An 18,857-nucleotide genomic window follows, 5' to 3' on the forward strand; every position below is an offset into this window, starting at 1 on the left:
TGTGCGAAGGTTGTCGCATCGCCATGCTTATTTGGTATACTTTGCCCTGCCGAAGGCAAAGCATAAAGTTTGATCTTAAGATTATTTGACTAGAGAAGATTCTTGAAGCGAGAGAGGCAGAATCGATGAGGCTTTATCAGATGGCGGATGCCGTGCGGTTTCCGACCATGACGACCTCAGAGCTGAGGGACACATTTCTTGTGAAGGGGCTGCATCAACCGCAGAATTTAAGCATGTGCTACGTCGATCTGGATAGGACCATCATAGGCATGGCCTCACCTATCAACGTCTCCGTGCCGCTCGCGAACGAGACGATGCTTCGTTCGGAGTACTTCCTGGAGCGCCGCGAGCTTGGCGCCCTGAACATTGGGGGTAAGGGGCAGATCCGTGTCGACGGCCAAGTATATCCGATGGATTCGCTCGACTGTCTCTACATCGGACGCGGCAGCCGCGATGTGATCTTCGAATCGCTCGACACGAACGCCCCGGCGGCGTTCTATTTGCTCAGCTATCCTGCCCATACTGCGTGGCCGACGACGCTGATCCGCAAGCAAGAGGTCACGCCCGTGATGCTAGGCTCTGTGGAGACTGCCAATCGCCGATCGATCTGCAAGTACATCCACCTTGAAGGGGCGAGAAGCTGCCAGCTTGTGATGGGTGTAACCCACCTCGAGAAGGGTAGTGTGTGGAACACGATGCCCGCCCATACTCACATGCGCCGGTCTGAAGTTTATATGTACTTCAGTCTCGCGCCGGAGGCTCGCGTGTTTCACCTGATGGGCCAGCCCCACGAGACGCGTCATCTCTTCGTGGAAGATCGTGAGGCCGTTATCTCGCCCGGCTGGTCGATCCACGCCGGAGCCGGTTCGCAGGCCTACAGCTTTTGCTGGGGCATGGGCGGCGAGAACCAAGATTACGCAGATATGGACCCAGCGCCGCTGACAACGTTGCGTTAAACCTTGGCATGAACTTCATTCGATTTTTTAGGAGTGAACGATGAGAAACTTTGTTCTCTGCGCTGCAGTCGCAGCGTTGAGCTTCCCGGCTCTTGGGCAACCCAGCAAAGATGCCGAAGTGTTTTCCTCCGCGAACGTAGCTACGCAGTTTTCCGGGCTCGCAGCCGATGCAAAGTCCAAGGGCAGCGGAGGAGCCACGCTGGGCGACTACGGCTCGCACGCGATCAAGCTATCGCTGCGCGCCAAAAGTGGCGGCGCCGAGATTCATGAACACTTCGACGACATTTTCTTTGTGACTGGTGGCAAAGCGACGTTGATCACCGGCGGCACAGTGCAGAACCCTAAGACGAAGGACGGTGGCGAGACCCAGGGCACAGCTATCGAAGGCGGGCGGACTCACGCCGTCGCGAAGGGAGACGTCGTGCATGTCCCCGCAGGAACGCCGCATCAGCTCATCCTGGCGCCCGGCGAGCAGTTCAGCGCGGTGGTCGTCAAGGTGAAGGAGTAAGAGTGGAGGCCCTCTTCTAACGAGAGAGCCAGCCCCCATCGACAACTAGAACCTCGCCCGTGACGTAGTTGCTCGCGGGAGAGGCAAGAAAGACGGCCGCGCCAGCGAGGTCTTCCGGTTCGCCCCAGCGAGCTGCAGGAATGCGTTCGAGGATTTGACGACTTCGAACCTCGTCGTTGCGCAGCGCCGTCGTATTGTCTGTACTGAAGTAGCCGGGCGCAATCGCGTTAACCTGCACGTTCCTGTCGGCCCACTCGTTGGCGAGCGCTTTCGTTAGCTGCGCAACACCACCCTTCGAGGCAGCGTACGCGGGCACCCGAATTCCGCCCTGGAACGAGAGCAACGAAGCGATATTGATGATTTTGCCGCGGCGCTGCTCGAGCATCGAGATGCTGGCGAGCTGGCAGAGCCGAAAGACGCTCGAAAGATTAACCTGCAGCACCTGTGCCCACGCCTCGGCTCCATATTGCTCTGCGGCCTCGCGGTGGATCGTTCCGGCGTTATTGATGAGAATGTCCGGCTTGCCCATGCCCGTCTCGACCGCGGCGTACAGCGTATTGGCGCCATCCGTGCGACCGAGATCTGCCACGAAACTCAGCGATTTACGACCCATGGCACGAATCCGTTCGCTGGTCTCATCCGCCGGGCGACGATTCCCATGGCAGGCAACAGAGGCCCCGGCCTCTGCCAGCGCAACTGCAATGGCCGCGCCTAGGCCGCTGGCCGCGCCGGTCACCAGCGCGAGTCTTCCATCTAGACGAAAACGATCGAGAATACTCATAAAAACACACCTCTCCTCTGCCGGGAAATTATTCAGTCCACGCGGGATCTTCGCTCAGCACGAGCGCGACGGCGCTGCGAAGGCGCGCAGTGTTGCCGTCATAGGCGGGACGTAGAATCGGGATCTTGGTGAATGCGTTGTTCTTGAGCTGGTCTTCAATGATCGATCCGAAGCTGTGCCACGCCGTCGTAATCTCACCTACCACGACGATCTCTTTAGGCGCGAGCGCAACCGAGATTATTCGAATGCCCCGCCCAAGATATTTGGCCATCTGGGTAAGAGCCTGGGTCGCCGATTGATCGCCACTCTGGCTCATCTTGACGAGTGCTTCGAAGGTCGGTGGTGTGTGAGGATTGCGGGCCTTCGTATAAAACGAGACTGCGGCGCGATTTGACGCCAGCGTCTCCCAACAGCCATAGTTCCCACAGGCGCACAACGGTCCATCCGGCTTGATCTGGATATGGCCGAACTCGCCGGCCATTCCTCTCTCTCCGCGCAGCAGCTTGCCGTTCACAAAAATGCCGGTACCGATACCCTCGGAGACATTGACGACCACAAGATCGTGCTGTCCATCGCTGCTCTGAAACCATACCTCCGAGAGCGCGCACGCATTTGCTACGTTGTCCATCTTGACGCGCAGCCCGGTAGCGCGCTCCATCTTCTGTTTCAACGCCAGTACCGGCCACTTCAGGTTCGGCGCGAAGATGAGCTTCTTCGAATTCAGATCGGTACGTCCTGGCAGACAGATGCCTATCCCATAAAACGACAACTCTTCATGAAAGAGCTGGATCTTGCGGATAGCGCCCACAATGGCGTGCAGGGATTTATTCGCGTCTTGCGGCAGCATCAGAACTTGCTGCGAGATGATCCTGCCTTCGATGTCCGCAACCGCGATGGTTGTTTGCGTGGGATGGATATCGACTGCAAGAATCGCACGGCTGCGGTTGAGTCCCAGAAACGTCGGGTTGCGGCCACGAGGAAGCTTTCCAATCGAGCCTTCAACGAGCCATCCGTTCTTTATGAGTTCTTCGACGATGAGTGAGATCGTGCTGCGTTGGAGGCCTGTCAGACGGGATAAATCCGCACGGCTGACAGGCTGTTTCGTCCGGACCAGGTTGAAGATCAGATTACGATTAATTTGTCGCGGGGTCTTGTTCGAAGCGGCCGTCTCATGTTTTCGATTGCGGAATCGTTGCGTGCTCATCGATGGATGTAAGCGTACCTCAGATTCATTACGTCTGTGGAAGAAGTGAGCCTAAAAGAGGGAATTGACGAAGTTTGGCGTTAGCCGGAGAGTTTGCACAGCGTTGTAGGTAGTGATGGAGAGGAGACAGCCAAGCTCACTTCGCCACGCACGCTGGCGATTGAGATCTCTGCGCGACCGTTATAGAGCTGCACCGCCCGTGATCCAGTCGAGGTGCCAAGGTTATCGATCAGCGCGCCTTCTCCCGCGAGTGTGAAACGCACCGGATGAGCAGCGTCGAGGCAGAGCACACCGTTTGCATCGTGAAGCGTCGCTTGGCAGGTAATCTGTCCCTGATCGCGTGCGATCTCACGCAGCTCGAACTTCGCCGGCTTGCCCCAGGACTCAGTCTGGTACTCAAAGCTCAGCTCATCGGCGACCTCTCTGCCTTCGTGTGGCCGCGCGACAACGCGTAGCTCATTACGTCCCTTTCGAAACGAAGCCAGCCAGCGTAGTCCTGCACATGGAAAATCGTCGGGGTTGCGGTGTTTGACGCCGAGCGAGGTGCCGTTCAAAAAGACTTCTGCTTGGGGACAATTCGAATAAACCCGGATCGTCTTCTTTTCATCCGAAGCTCCCCATCTGACCGGCCATGTATGCCCGTAGAGACGTACCATTGGAGTCGCGCTCCAATAAGACTGGAAGACATAGTAGGCTTCTTTCGGCGTCATGTCCCGCTCGACGAGCCCCTTCTGATTTACGCGAGGGACCGGGTTCTCCACGCGCAGCGGTGTGGTGAAGTCCTTGAATATCCACTGAGCCGTACCGGCAAGCCACGGCAGCGACTCCTGAGTCTTCAGGTGCCAGTCGAAGAGATCGCATGCATAGGTCTCCGACCAGTCACCGTCACGCGAGACGCGAGCTACACCCCCGTGGTTCTCGTAGGCAAGTCCGCGCTCAGCCGTGTTGGCTCCCGCGGAGACTCCGAAGATGCCGCGGTTTGGATCTTCGGAGTGACGGCGTGCATGACTGTCCGCACCCCACTCGATGTGGATGAATCGGCCGACACGTTTGCGCTGTGTCTCAAGTGAATGCTGATAATCCGTGTAAAGCCCACCATACCAGCCGGCCCAGATCGAGGGACTGTAGACATCGGGAATATCGCGGGCGAAGTCGCAACGCCGATATGACGTGTACCGCGATTGATCGAGCTGATGGGCGAGTGTATTAAGTTCTGTCATATAGCCGCGAATCGCAGCCTCATCGACGGATGGATACTCGCCCGGCCAGTCATCCTCATTGCCGAGACCCCAGAAGATGACCGAAGGATGGTTGATGTGTTGGTCGATCATGATGCGCAACTTCTCGCGGCCTAGAGTCTGCCAACGATCTGATCCAACACCTGCGCGGCACCATGGCAACTCCTCCCATACAAGCAGGCCCAACTCGTCGCATAACTCCAGCACGAGTCTTGATTGCTGATAGTGCGCGAGCCGGATGAAGTTAGCTCCCATTTCCCGAATCATCCGCATCTCTCGTCGAACGATCTCATCGGGCAGGGCGGCGGCATATCCTGCATGATCCTCATGCCGGTGGGTGCCACGCAGTAGCAGTCTCTTTCCGTTGAGCAGAAATGGTCCGCCTTCGGGAAACTCGACGGAACGCACACCGAATCGCTCTGTCAGCGAGTGTTTTGTTCCTTCTACAGTTAAAGTGACACGGCACTGATAAAGATGCGGATTCGATGGTGACCAGAGATCGGGAGAGGGAAGGCTGAAGCCGCTCAAGACACGCTCTCCATCGAAAGCCGTCTTAGCCGGTTCTGCGTTCGCCCAAGTGATGGAGCCCTCGTGTATGAGTTGGCCGTTTGGCGCAACGAGCTCCACTTTGAGCAGAGAATCCGAAGGGAACATCGAGCCATTGGGACGCCCGGTAACTGTAACCTCCGCGGCATCGCGGGTGGTGTTCAGTTCGATATGCACGTGAACGGCTTCAAGTGAGAACTCCGGCAGGTAGACGACACTGACATGCCGGTATAGGCCTCCGTATAACGTAAAATCACTCACATCCGAAGGCATGCGATCGAGGTCGCGGCCGTTGTCGCAACGGATTGCGAGCCGCAGGTCTGCGCCAGGCTTTTGAACCTGCGACGTAATGTCGACGGCAAACTCGCCATATCCGCCAACGTGATGTCCTAGATGAGACTCGCCAAGAAAAACATCCGTCGTCTGGCCCGCGCCGGCGAAATGAAGTATGGTCCGGCCCTTCGGATAAGGATTCGTGACCGCGATATGCCTGCGATACCAGCCGATGCCACGATATGCGGGAGTGTCCGGATCGCAACCGTCGTAGTGATTGAAGCAGTGGGGCAGACTGACTTTGCTCCACGTGGCAATCTCCGAACTATTCCAGACCTGCCATGGTCCATCGAGTGAGCCCTCGAGATACTCCCACCCATCGGTGATCCGCTCCGCGGCGGCCGTGCTGCCTTCCGGCGTTTGCAGTTCTGCCAGGGCGCGTGACCATGCGGGAGCAACTGGAAGCACCGCGGCTGCTGCGGTTGGAAGCGTAGACATCAGGAACTGGCGGCGCGAGATTACATGCATGAAGTGTTTGTGGCCCAAACTCTGATTTAGTTCAAAGATGCTGCATAACCCTAAGCACTGATATATTCGCAGGCGTAGTCGATTGTCAAAACGGTCACCCGGTTGTCACCTGTGAGGCATCTTTGAATCGTCAGTCCTTTCTCATCTCTTTGTTCCTATTTTCAGTTTCAACCTCGCAAATCCGGTGTTTTGCGCAGCGTGCCGCAGGACCGCAGCAAGGAACGACGGTTGATCGACAGGCCAGCGGCGATGCGCCGACAGATCCCGGGCCACTCGCGTCAGATTTGTCCGCAAAGCTGGATCGAGCTGACATCGAACGCGTCATGCGCAAGGTGGCCGACTGGCAGCTTAAGGACGCGAAAGGGAGATTCAACCAACAGTGGACCTACGCTGCGCTCTATGACGGTCTGCTTGCAACTTCACGGGCTATTGGTGATCCGAAGTATTCCGACGCGGTCACAAAGATCAGTGAAGGGTTTGAGTGGAAGCTGCTAGATACGCGCTTTCCGCATGCCGACGATCAGGCGATCGGTCAGGCCTATCTAGACCTCTATCGTCTCAAGAGGGAGCCTGTGCGTATGGCGGCGACCAAGGAGATCATGGATCGTCTGGGTGCTGAGCCCGTGGTTGCGAGCAAGCCAACCTGGTGGTGGTGCGATGCGCTGTTCATGGCGCCACCCGTACTTGTCAGGATGTACGCCATCACCGGGGATAGCAAGTATCTCGAAACGCTCGACCGAAACTGGCAGGTGACCTCAGACCTGCTATATTCGCCCGCAGAACACCTCTTCTTTCGAGACGCCCGTTATCTCACCGAAAAAGAAAAAAACGGCAAACCTCTGTTCTGGGCGCGCGGAAATGGATGGGTCCTCGGCGGACTGGTGAACGTACTTCAGTTCATGCCGAAGAATTATCCGACGAGAGATCGCTACGTGGCTCAATTTCGCGAGATGGCAACGCGGATCGCGCAGCTTCAGACGGCAGATGGGCTCTGGAAGACGGGATTGCTTGATCCGGATGCGTACATGGCCTCCGAGGTCTCAGGTTCAGCGTTCTTCACCTACGCGATAGCGTGGGGAATCAATGAAGGCATCCTCGATAGAAAGACATTTCGGCCGGTCGTGGAGCGCTCGTGGGCGGGCATGGTGAAGCACATCTATGCAGACGGCAGACTGGGCGCGATTCAACCAATCGGCGCCGCACCCGACTCCTTTACACCTTCTTCCAGCTATGTATACGGCGTGGGCGGCTTTCTCCTGGCCGGCAGCGAGCTGATGGAGAGCACCCACAAACACAGTCCGAGGCAGATCCGGCAATAGCCGGCCTCCTTCGGTGGGCCATCTCGAACAAGGTGATTTTCGGGAAAAAAAGCACTACAAAAATTTTAATTCTTGACAGTTGTATATACAGAAGTTTCTTATGTTCGTCGTTGCAACAAAACCCGACAAGGGAAGAGATTTTTGATCGAAGTAAGAAGAGGATGGCGTCGCGAGTATCGGTGAAGTGAAAGCAGGACAATCGGCGGCGACCAGAGAGTGTCATTTTCGAGGCAGAGGGGCTGAAATGGTTTTTAGAAGACTAGTGAAAAGTTTGTTATTGTGCTTGGCGTGTTTGCTGTCGTTGGTTGGCGGAGCGTCGGCGCAGCTCAGCACCGCAACCATGTTTGGAAACGTAGTCGACACAACCGGAGCGGTAATTCCGAACGCAACCATTACGATTACCCAAAAGACAACCAATTTTGTTCGGACTACGACCTCAAATGCCCGAGGTGAGTATAGGGCAGAATTTCTGCCCGTCGGTCCCTACACCGTGAAGGCGTCAGCAGCCGGCTTCAGGGATCTGGTGCAGAGCGGTATCGTACTGACCGCGACGCAGGAGGCGAACATCAACCTGCCGCTTCAGATTGGCGGCGACAACTCCGTGGTCGAGGTTACGGCGGAAGTGCCGCTGGTCAACCTCGGAAGCTCGGTGCTCGGGAAAACGGTGGACAACCGCGAGGTCGACAACCTCCCAATCGTGGGCCGTAACGTGTACCAACTGCTAAACCTCACACCCGGGGTGCAGGCGGCGGGACCTCCAGAAAACACTGTCGGATTTCCCGCCCAACACGTGATCATCAATGGTTCCTCCGACAACATGGTTGGCCAGGTGACCTACTACCTGGACGGCGGCATCAATATGACCGGTCTGCGCAATACCGGAAACGTGCTGCCAAACCCAGATGCGATCGATCAATTCGCCGTGCAGACTAGCAATTTCAACGCGGAATACGGTCGAACAGGCGCCGGAATCATCACTGTGCTGACCAAATCCGGTACGAACCAGATGCACGGTTCTGTCTTCGAGTTCCACCAGGAGACAAACTTCAACTCGAATGCATGGCTACAAACGACGCGTACGCCGGAACACATCAATCGCTTCGGCGGAACACTCGGCGGCCCTATCTGGAAGGACAAGACATTCTTCTTCGGCAGTTACGCGGGTCTGCGCCAGATCAGCCCTGTGAACTTCAACACCGTCGTTCCTGATCAACTGCAGCGTGCGGGAAACTTCTCCGAGAATCTGCCGGGACAGGGTCAGTCTTCGACTGCTTTTGGTGGCCAGTTTCAGGTCTACGATCCCATCACCCACAAGCCCGTGGCAGGAAATCGCCTTGATTTGGACCCGAACTATCAACCCGATCCGGTAGCCGCGGCGGTCCTTGCGAAAAATGTGCCGCTACCAACTCCCGGCCGCACCGACAATCGCTTCATTGGAAACGAAGGTTTGCCCAACCAGACCGACGAGTTCCTCATCAAGGTCGAGCATCAGCTTGCGGCCGCGCATCGCCTCACCGTCTCCTACTACCAGTCGAACGGCGCACAAGAGAATCTTCCATCCGGCTCGAATCTTCCCGGATGGGCGGTAAACGACTACGACTATCGTCAGCAGAACGCCAACGTCAGCGATGTCTGGACCATCTCCCCACGGTCGGTCAACCAGATCTGGCTGAGTTACACCCGCATGATGGGCGGGCGTATTAGTAATCCTGACATCTCGCTCGCTTCGTATGGATCCGACCTGAACGTTCAGGGAACCCCGTCATTGCCGGATATCAACGTTGCGAACTTCTTCCATCTCGCCAACGCGATCAGTGGACCGGTTGCAGGCGACAACGTCTACGGTCTCCGCGATGTCTACAACACGACGAAGGGCCGTCATTCGCTCTCTATCGGCGGCGAAGTCTATCTTGAAAAAGACCGTCTTGAGACCTTGCTGAACAACTACGGAACCTTCAGCTTTACCAGCACCACGGTCCCCACCACTGCATCGTCTCTGGCGACCTACAACAAAACCGGCGCAGCCATTTCAGACTTTTTGATTGGACACCCGAACACGATGGGACAGGACTCGCCCGATGATGCAAACGCCAACTACTGGAACTACGGCTTCTTCGCGCAGGACGACTTCCGGGCGCTACCTACGCTTACGCTGAACCTTGGCCTGCGATACGACGTGCAGACGGCACCCACGGATACACAGCGACGCTACGCCATCTTCCGTCCCGGCGTACAGTCGACTGTCTCGCCGAACGCCATGCTGGGCCAGCTCTTCCCCGGTGATCCCGGTGTTCCGCAGGGTGGTGTGGATACAAACTACAACCACTTCTCGCCGCGCGTCGGCTTTGCCTACGACCCGTACAACAACGGCCATACGGTCTTTCATGGCGGCGCCGGTCTCTTCTTCAACAGCATCGCAGGCAACGAGTGGATGCTGCCGCAGAACTTCCAGCCCTTTGCTGTTCGCGAGACGGCCGCGTTCAGTCACGTCACCAGCTTGCAACATATCTACTCGACCGACTGCCAGGACTTTGCGGGCTGCACCTCGCCTTTCCCGTATGTCTATAGTAAGACTAATCCGCGCTATGTCTCGCCCGCCTCCTTGGTTTTCCTGCAGGAGGGCATGCGGTGGCCGTACAACGTGCAGGTGAACTTCGGCATGCAGCAGCAGCTTGCGAAGGACCTTGCCGTTACCATCAACTATGCGGGTGCGTTCAGCCGCAAACTGCCGCTCTACATCGACGAGAACGATCCGATCTACAACACCGACAATCCGGCTCTGAACACGACCTCAAACTACAACTGCCGTCGTCCTTTCGACGCGATTCCGTTTGGCTCGGGAACGGCGTGCGCAAATCCAGCCATTAATTCGAAGTACATGAGCAACGGATACGTCATCGAAGATGGTCAGAACACAAACTACAATGGTCTGCAGATCTCGGTAGATAAACGCCTCAGCAACCACATCAGCGTGAGCGGGTTCTACATCTGGGCCAAGGCTCTGGCGAGCGCCTCGCTGCAGACGCAAGGCAACATCGGCAATAGCAACGCCACCATCCCTGAGGATTATCGGATGATGTCGCTCGAGCGGCAGCGCACCGACAACGACATCCGCAACCAGTTTGTCGCATCGGGTGTGTGGAAGCCAGATTACTTCGGTGGCTTCAAGCCTGTCGTACGCACGCTGCTGAACGGCTGGTCGATCTCGGCCATCGTCACACTTCGCAGCGGTCTTCCATTCAACATCACCAGCGGCACCGACGACAACATGGACGGCAACACTAACGATCGTCCGAACGTCGCGGTAGGGAAGCGTGAGAACGTGCTCAATACCAGCCGGAATCGCTCCGTCTCCAGGTTGCAGTGGTTCGACACGACAGCATATTGCAAGGTGGCCTCGACAGGCTGTCCGGCAGGTGCAGGCGCGGGAGATCGCGATGGCACGGTTCGGGCCAATTCGCTTGATGGCCCAGGCTATCGCAACGTCGATGCCGCTATATTCCGCGACTTTTCAATCTATGAGCGCGTAAGGTTCCAGTTCCGTGGTGAAGCGACCAACGTCTTCAACATGGTAAACATGGGGCAGCCTGCGGCCACCCTCAACAACACCGGTACTTTCGGCGTCATCTCAGGTCAGGCGACGAATACCAACATGCGCATCATCCAGCTGGGCGGTCGCATTCTGTTCTGATCGCTCTCTTTCGAGAACGACAAACGACGGGATGCTACAAGGCGACAGAATGAGTGGACGAGGGCGTTCACAATCCATCGTGATGCCCTCTCGCTGTTGGAGCAGGGAAACTATCGTTGCGCAGAAACTAGTGGCGATATTCTGGCACCGCTCTCCGATATCGAGGGCGATACCTACCCTTTTTGTCGCTTTTTACGAAGCGGGCGGGAGGTACGTAGAGAAAGGTTTTGGTCGGCGATGCGCCATGTAACTGCGGTCGTTCTCTCGGAGACGTGAAGAGGAAGGCAGTCGCTGAGACTTCCACGCTCAGGTGACGATATTTGAGGAAAATCATCCATCCCCACAGATTCGGAAAATGCGCGTATCGCGGCACGCCTCTAGAAGTCGTCGGCGTTGCCGATGGGCATGCCGGGTGGGGCTTCGATGGGTTTGGCGGGGATGAACTTGGCGGGATCGCGGTTGAAGTCGTTGATGCGATCGATGAGGGCGGCGCGGTGGATGGCTTCGGCGGTGTCGGTGAGTGGGGCGGCGGTGGTCCACTGCTTGAGGAGATCGTTGATGTGAGACCGGGCGATGGCGCGGGCCTGCGTGGAGGCTTGGGGGTTGACGGCGAGCGAGAGCATGGCTTCCAGGGCGCGGAATTCGACGGCGCGTTCTACTTCGGAGGACATGGTGTGGCCGCCTTCGGGGCGCTCGGCGGTAGTTTTGGAGATGGCTTCGAGGACGCCGCGGAGGGAGGGGGAGTCGGCGAGGCGCATGTGGTACTGGACGAGGCGGGAGGCGCGAGCGGGGTCGAGGAGGACGTTGAGGGTGAGGTCTGCGGCAGATTCGGCGGTGGCGATGGGGTCGAAGGTTAGGCCAGTTTCAGAGGGGAAGGATTCGCGTGTGCGTGGGAGGCCGGGTGGACGGGGTGGGAGGATTTTTAAGAGCGGCTCGGGCAGCGTGAGGGTTTCGGGGGAGAGAGTTTTGAGGACGGCGGTGAGGGCTTTTTTCTGCTCGGCGGAGGGGACGATCTCGGGGTTGGACTGGGCGTCGCCGCGGAGGTTGTAGCGATAGTCGAGGCCGCCGATCTCTTTGACGGCGGCTTCGGTTTGGTAGCGGTGGAGGAGGTAGAGGGGGACGAGGGTGTCTTCGAGCTGTGCCATGGGCGTACCTGTGGTGATGGCGTTCTGGTTGAAGCGGGCTAGGGCTGCGGTGCGGATGGTGAGGATGCGGTCCAGTTCGTCGGCGGGGTCGGTGCCGTTATCCCAGAGATGGGCGCGGGGGTGGGCGCCGCCGAGGGGGCGGGCGTCTTCGTCGGTGATGTAGAGGAGGCCGGTTTTTTCGCTGGCATTGAGGATGTTGTTGAGGGCTGCGGGGTCTTCTGTTGGTTTGCCGGCGGAGTCGAACTCGCGGTAGCCGTAGTCGATGGCGACCTTGTCCCAGATGCCGATGTTGACGGCGTAGCTTTCGGAGAGGGTGGGGATGTCTTCTTTGTTGAGGGTGATGTAGGGGTGGGGGTAGTCCATGACTGAGACGGACTCTTCGGGGGTGTGGGGGAAGGAACTGGCGGCGAAGTTGTGCGCGAGGCCGAGGGTGTGGCCGGTTTCATGCGCTGCTAGCTGGCGAGTGCGGGCTAGAGCCATCGCAAGCATGGGATCGTTTGCGGGGGGGAGGGGTTTGCCGTTCTCGTAGGGGCTCAGGAGGGATTCGGCGATGAGGTAGTCCTGGCGACTGCGGAGGGAGCCGAGGGTTACGTTGCCTTTGATGATTTCGCCGGTGCGCGGGTCGACGACGGCGGAGCCGTAGCTCCAACCGCGGGTGTAGCGATGGACCCACTGAATGATGTTGTAGCGGATGTCCATGGGGTCGGCGTCGGCGGGGAGGATGTCGACGCGGAAGGTGCCTTTGGCCCAGCCTGCGGCCTGGAAAGCTTGATCCCACCAGCGCGCGCCTTCGAGGAGCGCCGTGCGGATGGGCTCGGCGGCGCCGCGATCGACGTAGTACTGAATGGGGGTGACGGCTTCACAGTTTTGTTTGCAGTAGGGATCTTTTTTGATGAGGCGGTGGCGGATGATGAATTGCTGGTCGAGTGGGGCGCCTAGTGGAACGGCGTAGTCGCGATAGCTGGCGGGGAAGTAGCCGGTGCGTGGGTCGAAGCGGCGAGGGGCGAAGCCGGGGCCGGGAAGTTCGATGAAGGACTGGTGCTCGCGGAGGGTGAGGGCGTGGGCATCGGGGGTGACGTTATTGACGAACTCGGCTTTGGTGGGATCGTCGGTGGTGAAGGTGAGGATGGATTCTACTTCGGTGTTTTTCGGGAAGGCTTTGGTGGCGTCGAGGGCGATGGTGGAGCGGTCGGGGTCGAGTTTGTAAGTGCCTTGCTTGGTGGTGGTGAGTGTTTCGGCGACGCAGTGGGCGTCGCGGAGGTAGAAGTTAGTTGCGTCAATGAGGACGGCGCCGTTGGGGTCCTCGGCTTCGACCTTGAAGCCGTAGAGGATGGACTCGGGGAACGACTGGCGGACGGCTAGCTGCTCGAGCGGGTCGGTGGAGGTGGAGCGGAAGGATTGGTTTGGTTCGACGAGGAGGACTTTGGGACCAGTGCGCTCGAAGTGGAGGACTTCGCCGGAGGAGATTTGGCCGCGATCGAGGCCGAGATCGTTGGAGCCGGTGCCGTACGGGAGGGAGTGGGTGTAGATGAGCTCTGGGCTGTGGCCTGTGGCGTCGAGATGAGGAATTTCGAGGTAGAGCTTGCCTGTCTTGGCGTCCCAGTCGAGTGGGAGATAGCCGTCGAGGTGCTTCATGCCGGTGGTTTTGGCGGCGATGGTTTGTGCGGAGAGTGTGGCGGGGAGGATCGCGGAGAGTGCGAGGAGGGCCAGGGTCGGGCGGTTGGGCATTATTTTGTTTTACACCAGGGGATCGGCGCATACCGCCTGCGGGTTAACAACCTTCGCTACCTCACGCTGGCCGATCATTTCGTCGGGACGTTCCGCCGATGTCCTTGATACTTGGTCCAAGCGAATCCGATCTAGTGATCAGGCGGATCAATAGGCTGTAGTTGTAACGGCCCTTTTTTGCAACCGTTACAAAAGCCGTTACGGTGTCAGGAAATAAGGCCAGCCGATTAGGGCTGGCCTTCTCATATCTCATTGATTCTTTGGATTGGTGCGGACGAGGGGACTTGAACCCTATGCCTTGCGGCGCTAGCACCTCAACCTAAAGATGAGTGTATCACCGGGTATCTTGGAGCCTCAAGTCGCTGATTCCAGGAAAACTGAGTATCCCCTGTATCCCGACTATCGCCGTTCCGCTGCAAGACCACTTCAGGAAGGCCATCAATGTAATGTTCTGAAATGAACGACCCCGCGAACGCCCTGTCTGAACCGCTCCTACCCTTGAACACTGAAGAAGCTGCCCTTAGAGCAGAAATCGCGACTTCTTCTGGCAAGGCTCGAAAAGATAGGTCGTCGCGATACCAGTGCGCTTAGCAAACATAATCTCATCCTGACGGGTGACCCTTATGGACTTGCCTTCGGCTACCAAGAGGTCGACAAATCAGCCGTCAAAAGAACATTTGCTTGGCGCCTCGTGGACGAAACTGGTCAATGAAGGATACCTCGTCGATGTGTCCGGTTCGGCTTTCACAAGGTAAGCGACGAAGGCAAGGAATATCTGCTCCAGCAGGAGATCCAGACACCCGCCGCAGCTACAGACATCCCTCTCGCAAAACCTACTTCTACAGCACCGCGTGCCTTCATATCGTATTCGTGGGATTGCCCGGAGCATAAAGCATGGGTGTTGAAGTTTGCGGTACGACTACAGGGCGAGAGCGGCGAAACAATCCTCGATACGTGGTACCTAAAACCCGGACAAGACAAAACCCACTTCATGGAACAAGCTATCGCTACAAGCGATTTCGTGATCGTCATCTGCACGGACAAATATGCCAAGCGAGCCGACAATCGGGAAGGTGGTGTTGGATACGAGTCGACAGTGATTACAGGTCAGATGGCAGAGGACATTCTAACCAATAAATTTCTGCCGGTTCTCCGGAGCGGTACGTATAAAACTGCGACACCCATATATCTCAAAAGCCGCATGGATGTGAATCTCACCGACGATCCCATCCGCGAAGATGAATATGACAGTTTGCTTCGCGTACTGCACGGAGAGCCAATCGAGCCGCCACCACTTGGCAGCAAGCCAGACTTTCAAAGAAGGCAGAACCGAAAGCTAAAATCTTCCTGCAAGCGGCCGGAGAGGCTTTAGCAGAGCAGAATGCCGGGACGTTATTAGGTCCTCTCAAGAAACGACCACAGGCTGAATTTCATGCGCAATACGATAAACCCGGCACCCCCGGGCCTTGGGTGTATGCACTCATTCGTCAGTGGCAGATAAACGGAGAGGTTAAACACAGTTTGGAGACCAGTCAGGGCGACGAGTTCCTTGGCACCAAGGACGACGTTGTAGAGGTGTTCTCAAAGTTTCATAGGAAGATGATTAAAGGAAGCTACAAGCGCATGCAGTTCATGCCCGGAATAGATCCTGATTTCCAGTCGCTATGATGTTGAGTTACCTCGGCTTCATTTCGATCTTTGCGATAGAGGAACGCTTTTCCATCAACTCGCGAGCATTCTCAATATCCTCGTTATCAGTGATCGAATAGCGACGTTCGAGGCTATCGGTCTTGCGACCGCTGATTTTCATTCGCACAACTTGGGGAATGCCAGCCCGGCGCATGTTCCTGATAGCGGTCCTGCGAAGATCGTGGAAGTTGAGGTCAGGCACACAAGCTGCGATGCATGCCACCCGCCAGGCTGTTCGGAAATCCTGTCGTCGCTGAAAGCTGCGCCTGCTGCTCGTCGAAGCGAGCGCCAGAGGCCTCGGCAAGGCCTTGGTAGACGAGTGCACGTACTTCGCGCGCGCGGCAGGCTACAAGAAAATTACACTCTGGACACAGGACGTTGCAACCTGCTGGCTATCTCCCGGATCGTCGAACCGGCTGCGATTCCTCGTGAGATGTCTTCCCGCTCGGCCAGCGTCAGAGTCCGCGGTGAACGCCGACGAGCGGGAGGAACGATCCCGCCGCGCTGCGTCAACAGGAACCGAATGGAACCATGCCCCTTACCGAAGGCTCGCCCAATGTCATGCAACGACTCGCCCGCCTTCCAGCGCCGCCACATCTCGATCCGCTGCTCAGTGGAAAGCCTGTTCCCTTTTCCTTGTGCCATAAACACCACCTTTAGAAATCGAATTCATATCAGATGGTGTGTTGCATCGACCGGTTGAGACCGCCTGACTTTGCGGGAAGTTGCCGGAGGCTTATCTTCCTTTGAGAAGACCATCGACGTATTGTTCGCAATCACCAGCGAACCCGCCCTACCGGCTGGCATCTAGCCCGCAACGGCGAGTGCACCGAAAATACACCCGCCGGCATCTCCTGCCCGCCCACACTTGCAACATTGTTCAATCATTCCAGGTGCCACCCGGCTGCCAGTCCATCCATATCCCGAGAAGCAAAGACCACTGCCCGAGTGATACGGAAGCCATCTTCACAGATACCGCGATACCCACAGAGACCAAATTGCTATTGGCTGTCGAGATCGACCGTGTAAAGATCTCCTGTTCCGGTTCTTGATCGCACAATAGGGATGTTGTCGATCGTAAGGCCACAGAAAAAGTAGTCTTCTGTGTCACCTCCGCTGAAGTCGGAAAGATTCGCAATTTGTTCAAGCTGACCATCAGAGATTGAGGCTCGGTAGATGGGCTGCATGTCCGCGGAAGAGGCATGAAAGAAGATGGCCTTGCTGTCCGAGGCCCATACCGGGTCCGCAACTGTCGTATCTGCTAGCGTCCGCCAACTACGTGTTGCTACGTCGAACAGCAGGAGCTTGCGCTGGTCCAGTGAGATCGCGGCGATATATCGTCCATCGGGAGACCAACGCGGACTGAAGAGCCCTTCAGAGCCTGGAAGTTGAGTTTGTTTGTGCGTTCGAAGATCAAGGATCTGCAAAGCTCTGGGACCGTCTTCCTTGCCCATGATGTCGGGTATCCGCCCAAAGACGATTGACTGCCCATCGTCGGACCAAGATGGGTCAGCGGCGTTTCGGTTCTCGTGAAGAGGTTGCTCAAGAGTTCCACCATCTGCAGCGACCGTGTATATCTGCCATGCCTTGCCGGGTTCGCGCGCCATTAAGGCGAGTTTTTTTCCGTCAGGTGACCAGTGTGCATGGAACACCTGCAGCGAGTCCGGTGTGAGTTGGATGAGCTCAGTGCCGTCGGACTTCGCCCTCCACTGGCGTCCCTGAAGGTCCGTCCAGGTAACCCATTGGCGATCACGTGAGTATTCGATCCTGTTGGCGTCGGACAAGAACCCGGGGGCAGACACGAACTCTCGCCGTCCTTCGTCATAACGCTGCAGCAAAGACTGGGTTTCAACGCCTTGAAAATAGATCCGGTGCCCAATGCGCGAAGTGACAGGACCGGCAAAGCTCAACGGACCGTTCGTCACGCGTACCGGGTTCACGATCTTCTTCCCGTCAAGCCGCCAAAGATCACTGCTGCCGCCTCTATCAGATTGGAAGACGAAGTATTTACCGTCTCCGGTCCATATCCCACAGCATTCAGAAGAAGGCTTTGTCCAACTACTCAGAATCGGTCGCAATGACCGACCGTCCCTACTGGTCTCCCAGAGGCCAAGGGTGTGATCCACGGGATCCATCAGCGTAAATCGGAGGATATTTCCATCGGGCGACCAACGCAGCCAGAAGGCTCGACCTGGGAGCGTTGCAAAAGGTGTAGACGTCCCATCCTCCAACCTGCTGATGAACAGTCGATTTCCGGCCGCATAAAGAACCCTCTTACCATCGGGCATCCAGGTTGCGTCGTGCGCTATGACATTGGCCAGTCGCAGCGCCGTACCCCCTCCCGTCGAGAACGTCCATAGCGGTTGCTCAGATTCAGGAGACAGGTGGTTGCGTAGGAGCAGCGTTGAGCCATCGGGCGACAGGTCACCAAGAGTAGGAGAGGAGATCTCGCTTGGCAGGGGAAGCTTTTGAACCTCGCCCGTTCGTACGTCTACCTGTGCCAGGACTGATCTGCCCCCGGAGATTACGGGGATAAAAATCCTTAATCCATCCGTGGCTGATGCCGGCAAACTCTCAGTTGCCGGCGTACCCGGGGCTATCCAGTCAGTCCGCGTAAGCCGTTCTATCCGTGGTAGCGGGCCAGGTCGCCTTGAGCCAGCATAAAAACCGCCGATGCCAACCAGAACAGCCCCCAAGCAAGCCGCAACAACCCAGACTCCAAGCTTTGGCGAAGTAACAGTCGCAGCTTGAACTGGCAAGTCTTGATGCGTAGAAGTTGATTCGGCGTCGGCAGTCCTAGGCACTACCAAAACGGCTTGCGCATCGATGGTATCCGACACATAGCGTTCGCCAGAGATGCCTGTTTCAAGTGCTGCAGTCCGAATTGCGACTGGCGCAATAAATCTATAACCGCGTTTGGCGAGTGTCTCCACAAACCGGGGATTGTCCGCGGTGTCGCCCAATGCGTCCCTGATCTTATTAACAGCTGTGCCGATGGAATGATCGAAATCGACGACGGTGTCGGGGCCCCACACTTGTTGCTGAAGTTCGTCCCGGCTGACGACTTCACCCGCCCGTTCGATAAGGCAGGTCAGTACTCTAAATGGCTGGCTTTGCAACTTGACCCTGCGACCCGCCTTCCAAAGCTCTCCCGTTTGCAGATCGGCTTCAAACACTCCAAAACTGACCTTCGAGACTGTATCGCTATGAGACGGCATGACGTGGCCTAGAACCTAAGTCTAGCATGTTGC

11 protein-coding genes are annotated in these 18,857 nt (G+C 57.1%); 5 read left to right on the top strand and 6 right to left on the bottom strand.

Features of this window, described 5'->3' with window-relative positions:
* Positions 1-125 precede the first annotated feature (125 nt).
* Both kduI and HDF14_RS24370 read left to right on the top strand, forming a co-directional pair.
* A complete protein-coding gene (gene kduI / locus HDF14_RS24365; RefSeq protein WP_183981352.1) occupies positions 126-956 on the top strand; it encodes a 5-dehydro-4-deoxy-D-glucuronate isomerase in 831 nt (276 codons plus the stop codon).
* Between the two features lie 40 nt (positions 957-996).
* Entirely contained in the window at positions 997-1,464 is a 468-nt protein-coding gene (locus HDF14_RS24370; protein ID WP_183981353.1) for a cupin domain-containing protein, read from the top strand.
* Positions 1,465-1,480: 16 nt separating this feature from the next.
* On the opposite strand, the gene HDF14_RS24375 is transcribed toward HDF14_RS24370, so the two are convergent.
* The 3 genes from HDF14_RS24375 to HDF14_RS24385 form a co-directional block, all read right to left on the bottom strand.
* On the bottom strand, positions 1,481-2,245 hold the full coding sequence (locus tag HDF14_RS24375) for an SDR family oxidoreductase (RefSeq protein WP_221304867.1): 765 nt from the start codon (positions 2,243-2,245) through the stop codon (positions 1,481-1,483).
* Between the two features lie 28 nt (positions 2,246-2,273).
* On the bottom strand, positions 2,274-3,449 hold the full coding sequence (locus tag HDF14_RS24380) for an ROK family protein (RefSeq protein ID WP_183981354.1): 1,176 nt from the start codon (positions 3,447-3,449) through the stop codon (positions 2,274-2,276).
* An 80-nt stretch (positions 3,450-3,529) separates the two neighbouring features.
* Positions 3,530-6,034 carry a glycoside hydrolase family 2 TIM barrel-domain containing protein gene (locus HDF14_RS24385; protein WP_183981355.1) on the bottom strand — a complete coding sequence of 835 codons (2,505 nt, stop codon included), beginning with the start codon at positions 6,032-6,034 and terminating at the stop codon, positions 3,530-3,532.
* Positions 6,035-6,156: 122 nt separating this feature from the next.
* Between HDF14_RS24385 and HDF14_RS24390 the strand changes: the two genes are divergently transcribed.
* Together HDF14_RS24390 and HDF14_RS24395 are read left to right on the top strand one after the other, a co-directional pair.
* On the top strand, positions 6,157-7,353 hold the full coding sequence (locus tag HDF14_RS24390; RefSeq protein ID WP_183981356.1) for a glycoside hydrolase family 88/105 protein: 1,197 nt from the start codon (positions 6,157-6,159) through the stop codon (positions 7,351-7,353).
* Between the two features lie 262 nt (positions 7,354-7,615).
* Positions 7,616-11,044, top strand: coding sequence for a TonB-dependent receptor (locus tag HDF14_RS24395; RefSeq protein ID WP_313899683.1), 3,429 nt, complete (start codon positions 7,616-7,618; stop codon positions 11,042-11,044).
* Between the two features lie 377 nt (positions 11,045-11,421).
* Here HDF14_RS24395 and HDF14_RS24400 read toward each other — a convergent pair whose 3' ends face one another.
* Entirely contained in the window at positions 11,422-13,917 is a 2,496-nt protein-coding gene (locus HDF14_RS24400) for a zinc-dependent metalloprotease (RefSeq protein ID WP_183981358.1), read from the bottom strand.
* Between the two features lie 859 nt (positions 13,918-14,776).
* Between HDF14_RS24400 and HDF14_RS24405 the strand changes: the two genes are divergently transcribed.
* Positions 14,777-15,289: an SEFIR domain-containing protein gene (locus HDF14_RS24405; protein WP_313899685.1), complete on the top strand. Its 513-nt coding sequence runs from the start codon at positions 14,777-14,779 to the stop codon at positions 15,287-15,289.
* Positions 15,290-15,963: 674 nt separating this feature from the next.
* Here the strand turns inward: HDF14_RS24405 and HDF14_RS24410 are convergent.
* Both HDF14_RS24410 and HDF14_RS24415 read right to left on the bottom strand, forming a co-directional pair.
* On the bottom strand, positions 15,964-16,251 hold the full coding sequence (locus HDF14_RS24410; RefSeq protein WP_183981359.1) for a helix-turn-helix domain-containing protein: 288 nt from the start codon (positions 16,249-16,251) through the stop codon (positions 15,964-15,966).
* Positions 16,252-16,607: 356 nt separating this feature from the next.
* Positions 16,608-18,824 (bottom strand): winged helix-turn-helix domain-containing protein, encoded by a 2,217-nt coding sequence (locus HDF14_RS24415; RefSeq protein ID WP_183981360.1) that lies wholly within the window; start codon positions 18,822-18,824, stop codon positions 16,608-16,610.
* Positions 18,825-18,857 lie beyond the last annotated feature (33 nt).

It is taken from the genome of Tunturiibacter gelidiferens, assembly GCF_014201335.1.
Classification (GTDB): domain Bacteria; phylum Acidobacteriota; class Terriglobia; order Terriglobales; family Acidobacteriaceae; genus Edaphobacter; species Edaphobacter lichenicola_E.

What these genes read in the sequence shown, in the direction of transcription:
- kduI (WP_183981352.1), top strand. Translation starts at nt 126, where the DNA reads ATGAGGCTTTATCAGATGGCGGATGCCGTGCGGTTTCCGACCATGACG.
- HDF14_RS24370 (WP_183981353.1), top strand. Translation starts at nt 997, where the DNA reads ATGAGAAACTTTGTTCTCTGCGCTGCAGTCGCAGCGTTGAGCTTCCCG.
- HDF14_RS24375 (WP_221304867.1), bottom strand. Translation starts at nt 2,245, where the DNA reads ATGAGTATTCTCGATCGTTTTCGTCTAGATGGAAGACTCGCGCTGGTG.
- HDF14_RS24380 (WP_183981354.1), bottom strand. Translation starts at nt 3,449, where the DNA reads ATGAGCACGCAACGATTCCGCAATCGAAAACATGAGACGGCCGCTTCG.
- HDF14_RS24385 (WP_183981355.1), bottom strand. Translation starts at nt 6,034, where the DNA reads ATGCATGTAATCTCGCGCCGCCAGTTCCTGATGTCTACGCTTCCAACC.
- HDF14_RS24400 (WP_183981358.1), bottom strand. Translation starts at nt 13,917, where the DNA reads ATGCCCAACCGCCCGACCCTGGCCCTCCTCGCACTCTCCGCGATCCTC.
- HDF14_RS24410 (WP_183981359.1), bottom strand. Translation starts at nt 16,251, where the DNA reads ATGGCACAAGGAAAAGGGAACAGGCTTTCCACTGAGCAGCGGATCGAG.
- HDF14_RS24415 (WP_183981360.1), bottom strand. Translation starts at nt 18,824, where the DNA reads ATGCCGTCTCATAGCGATACAGTCTCGAAGGTCAGTTTTGGAGTGTTT.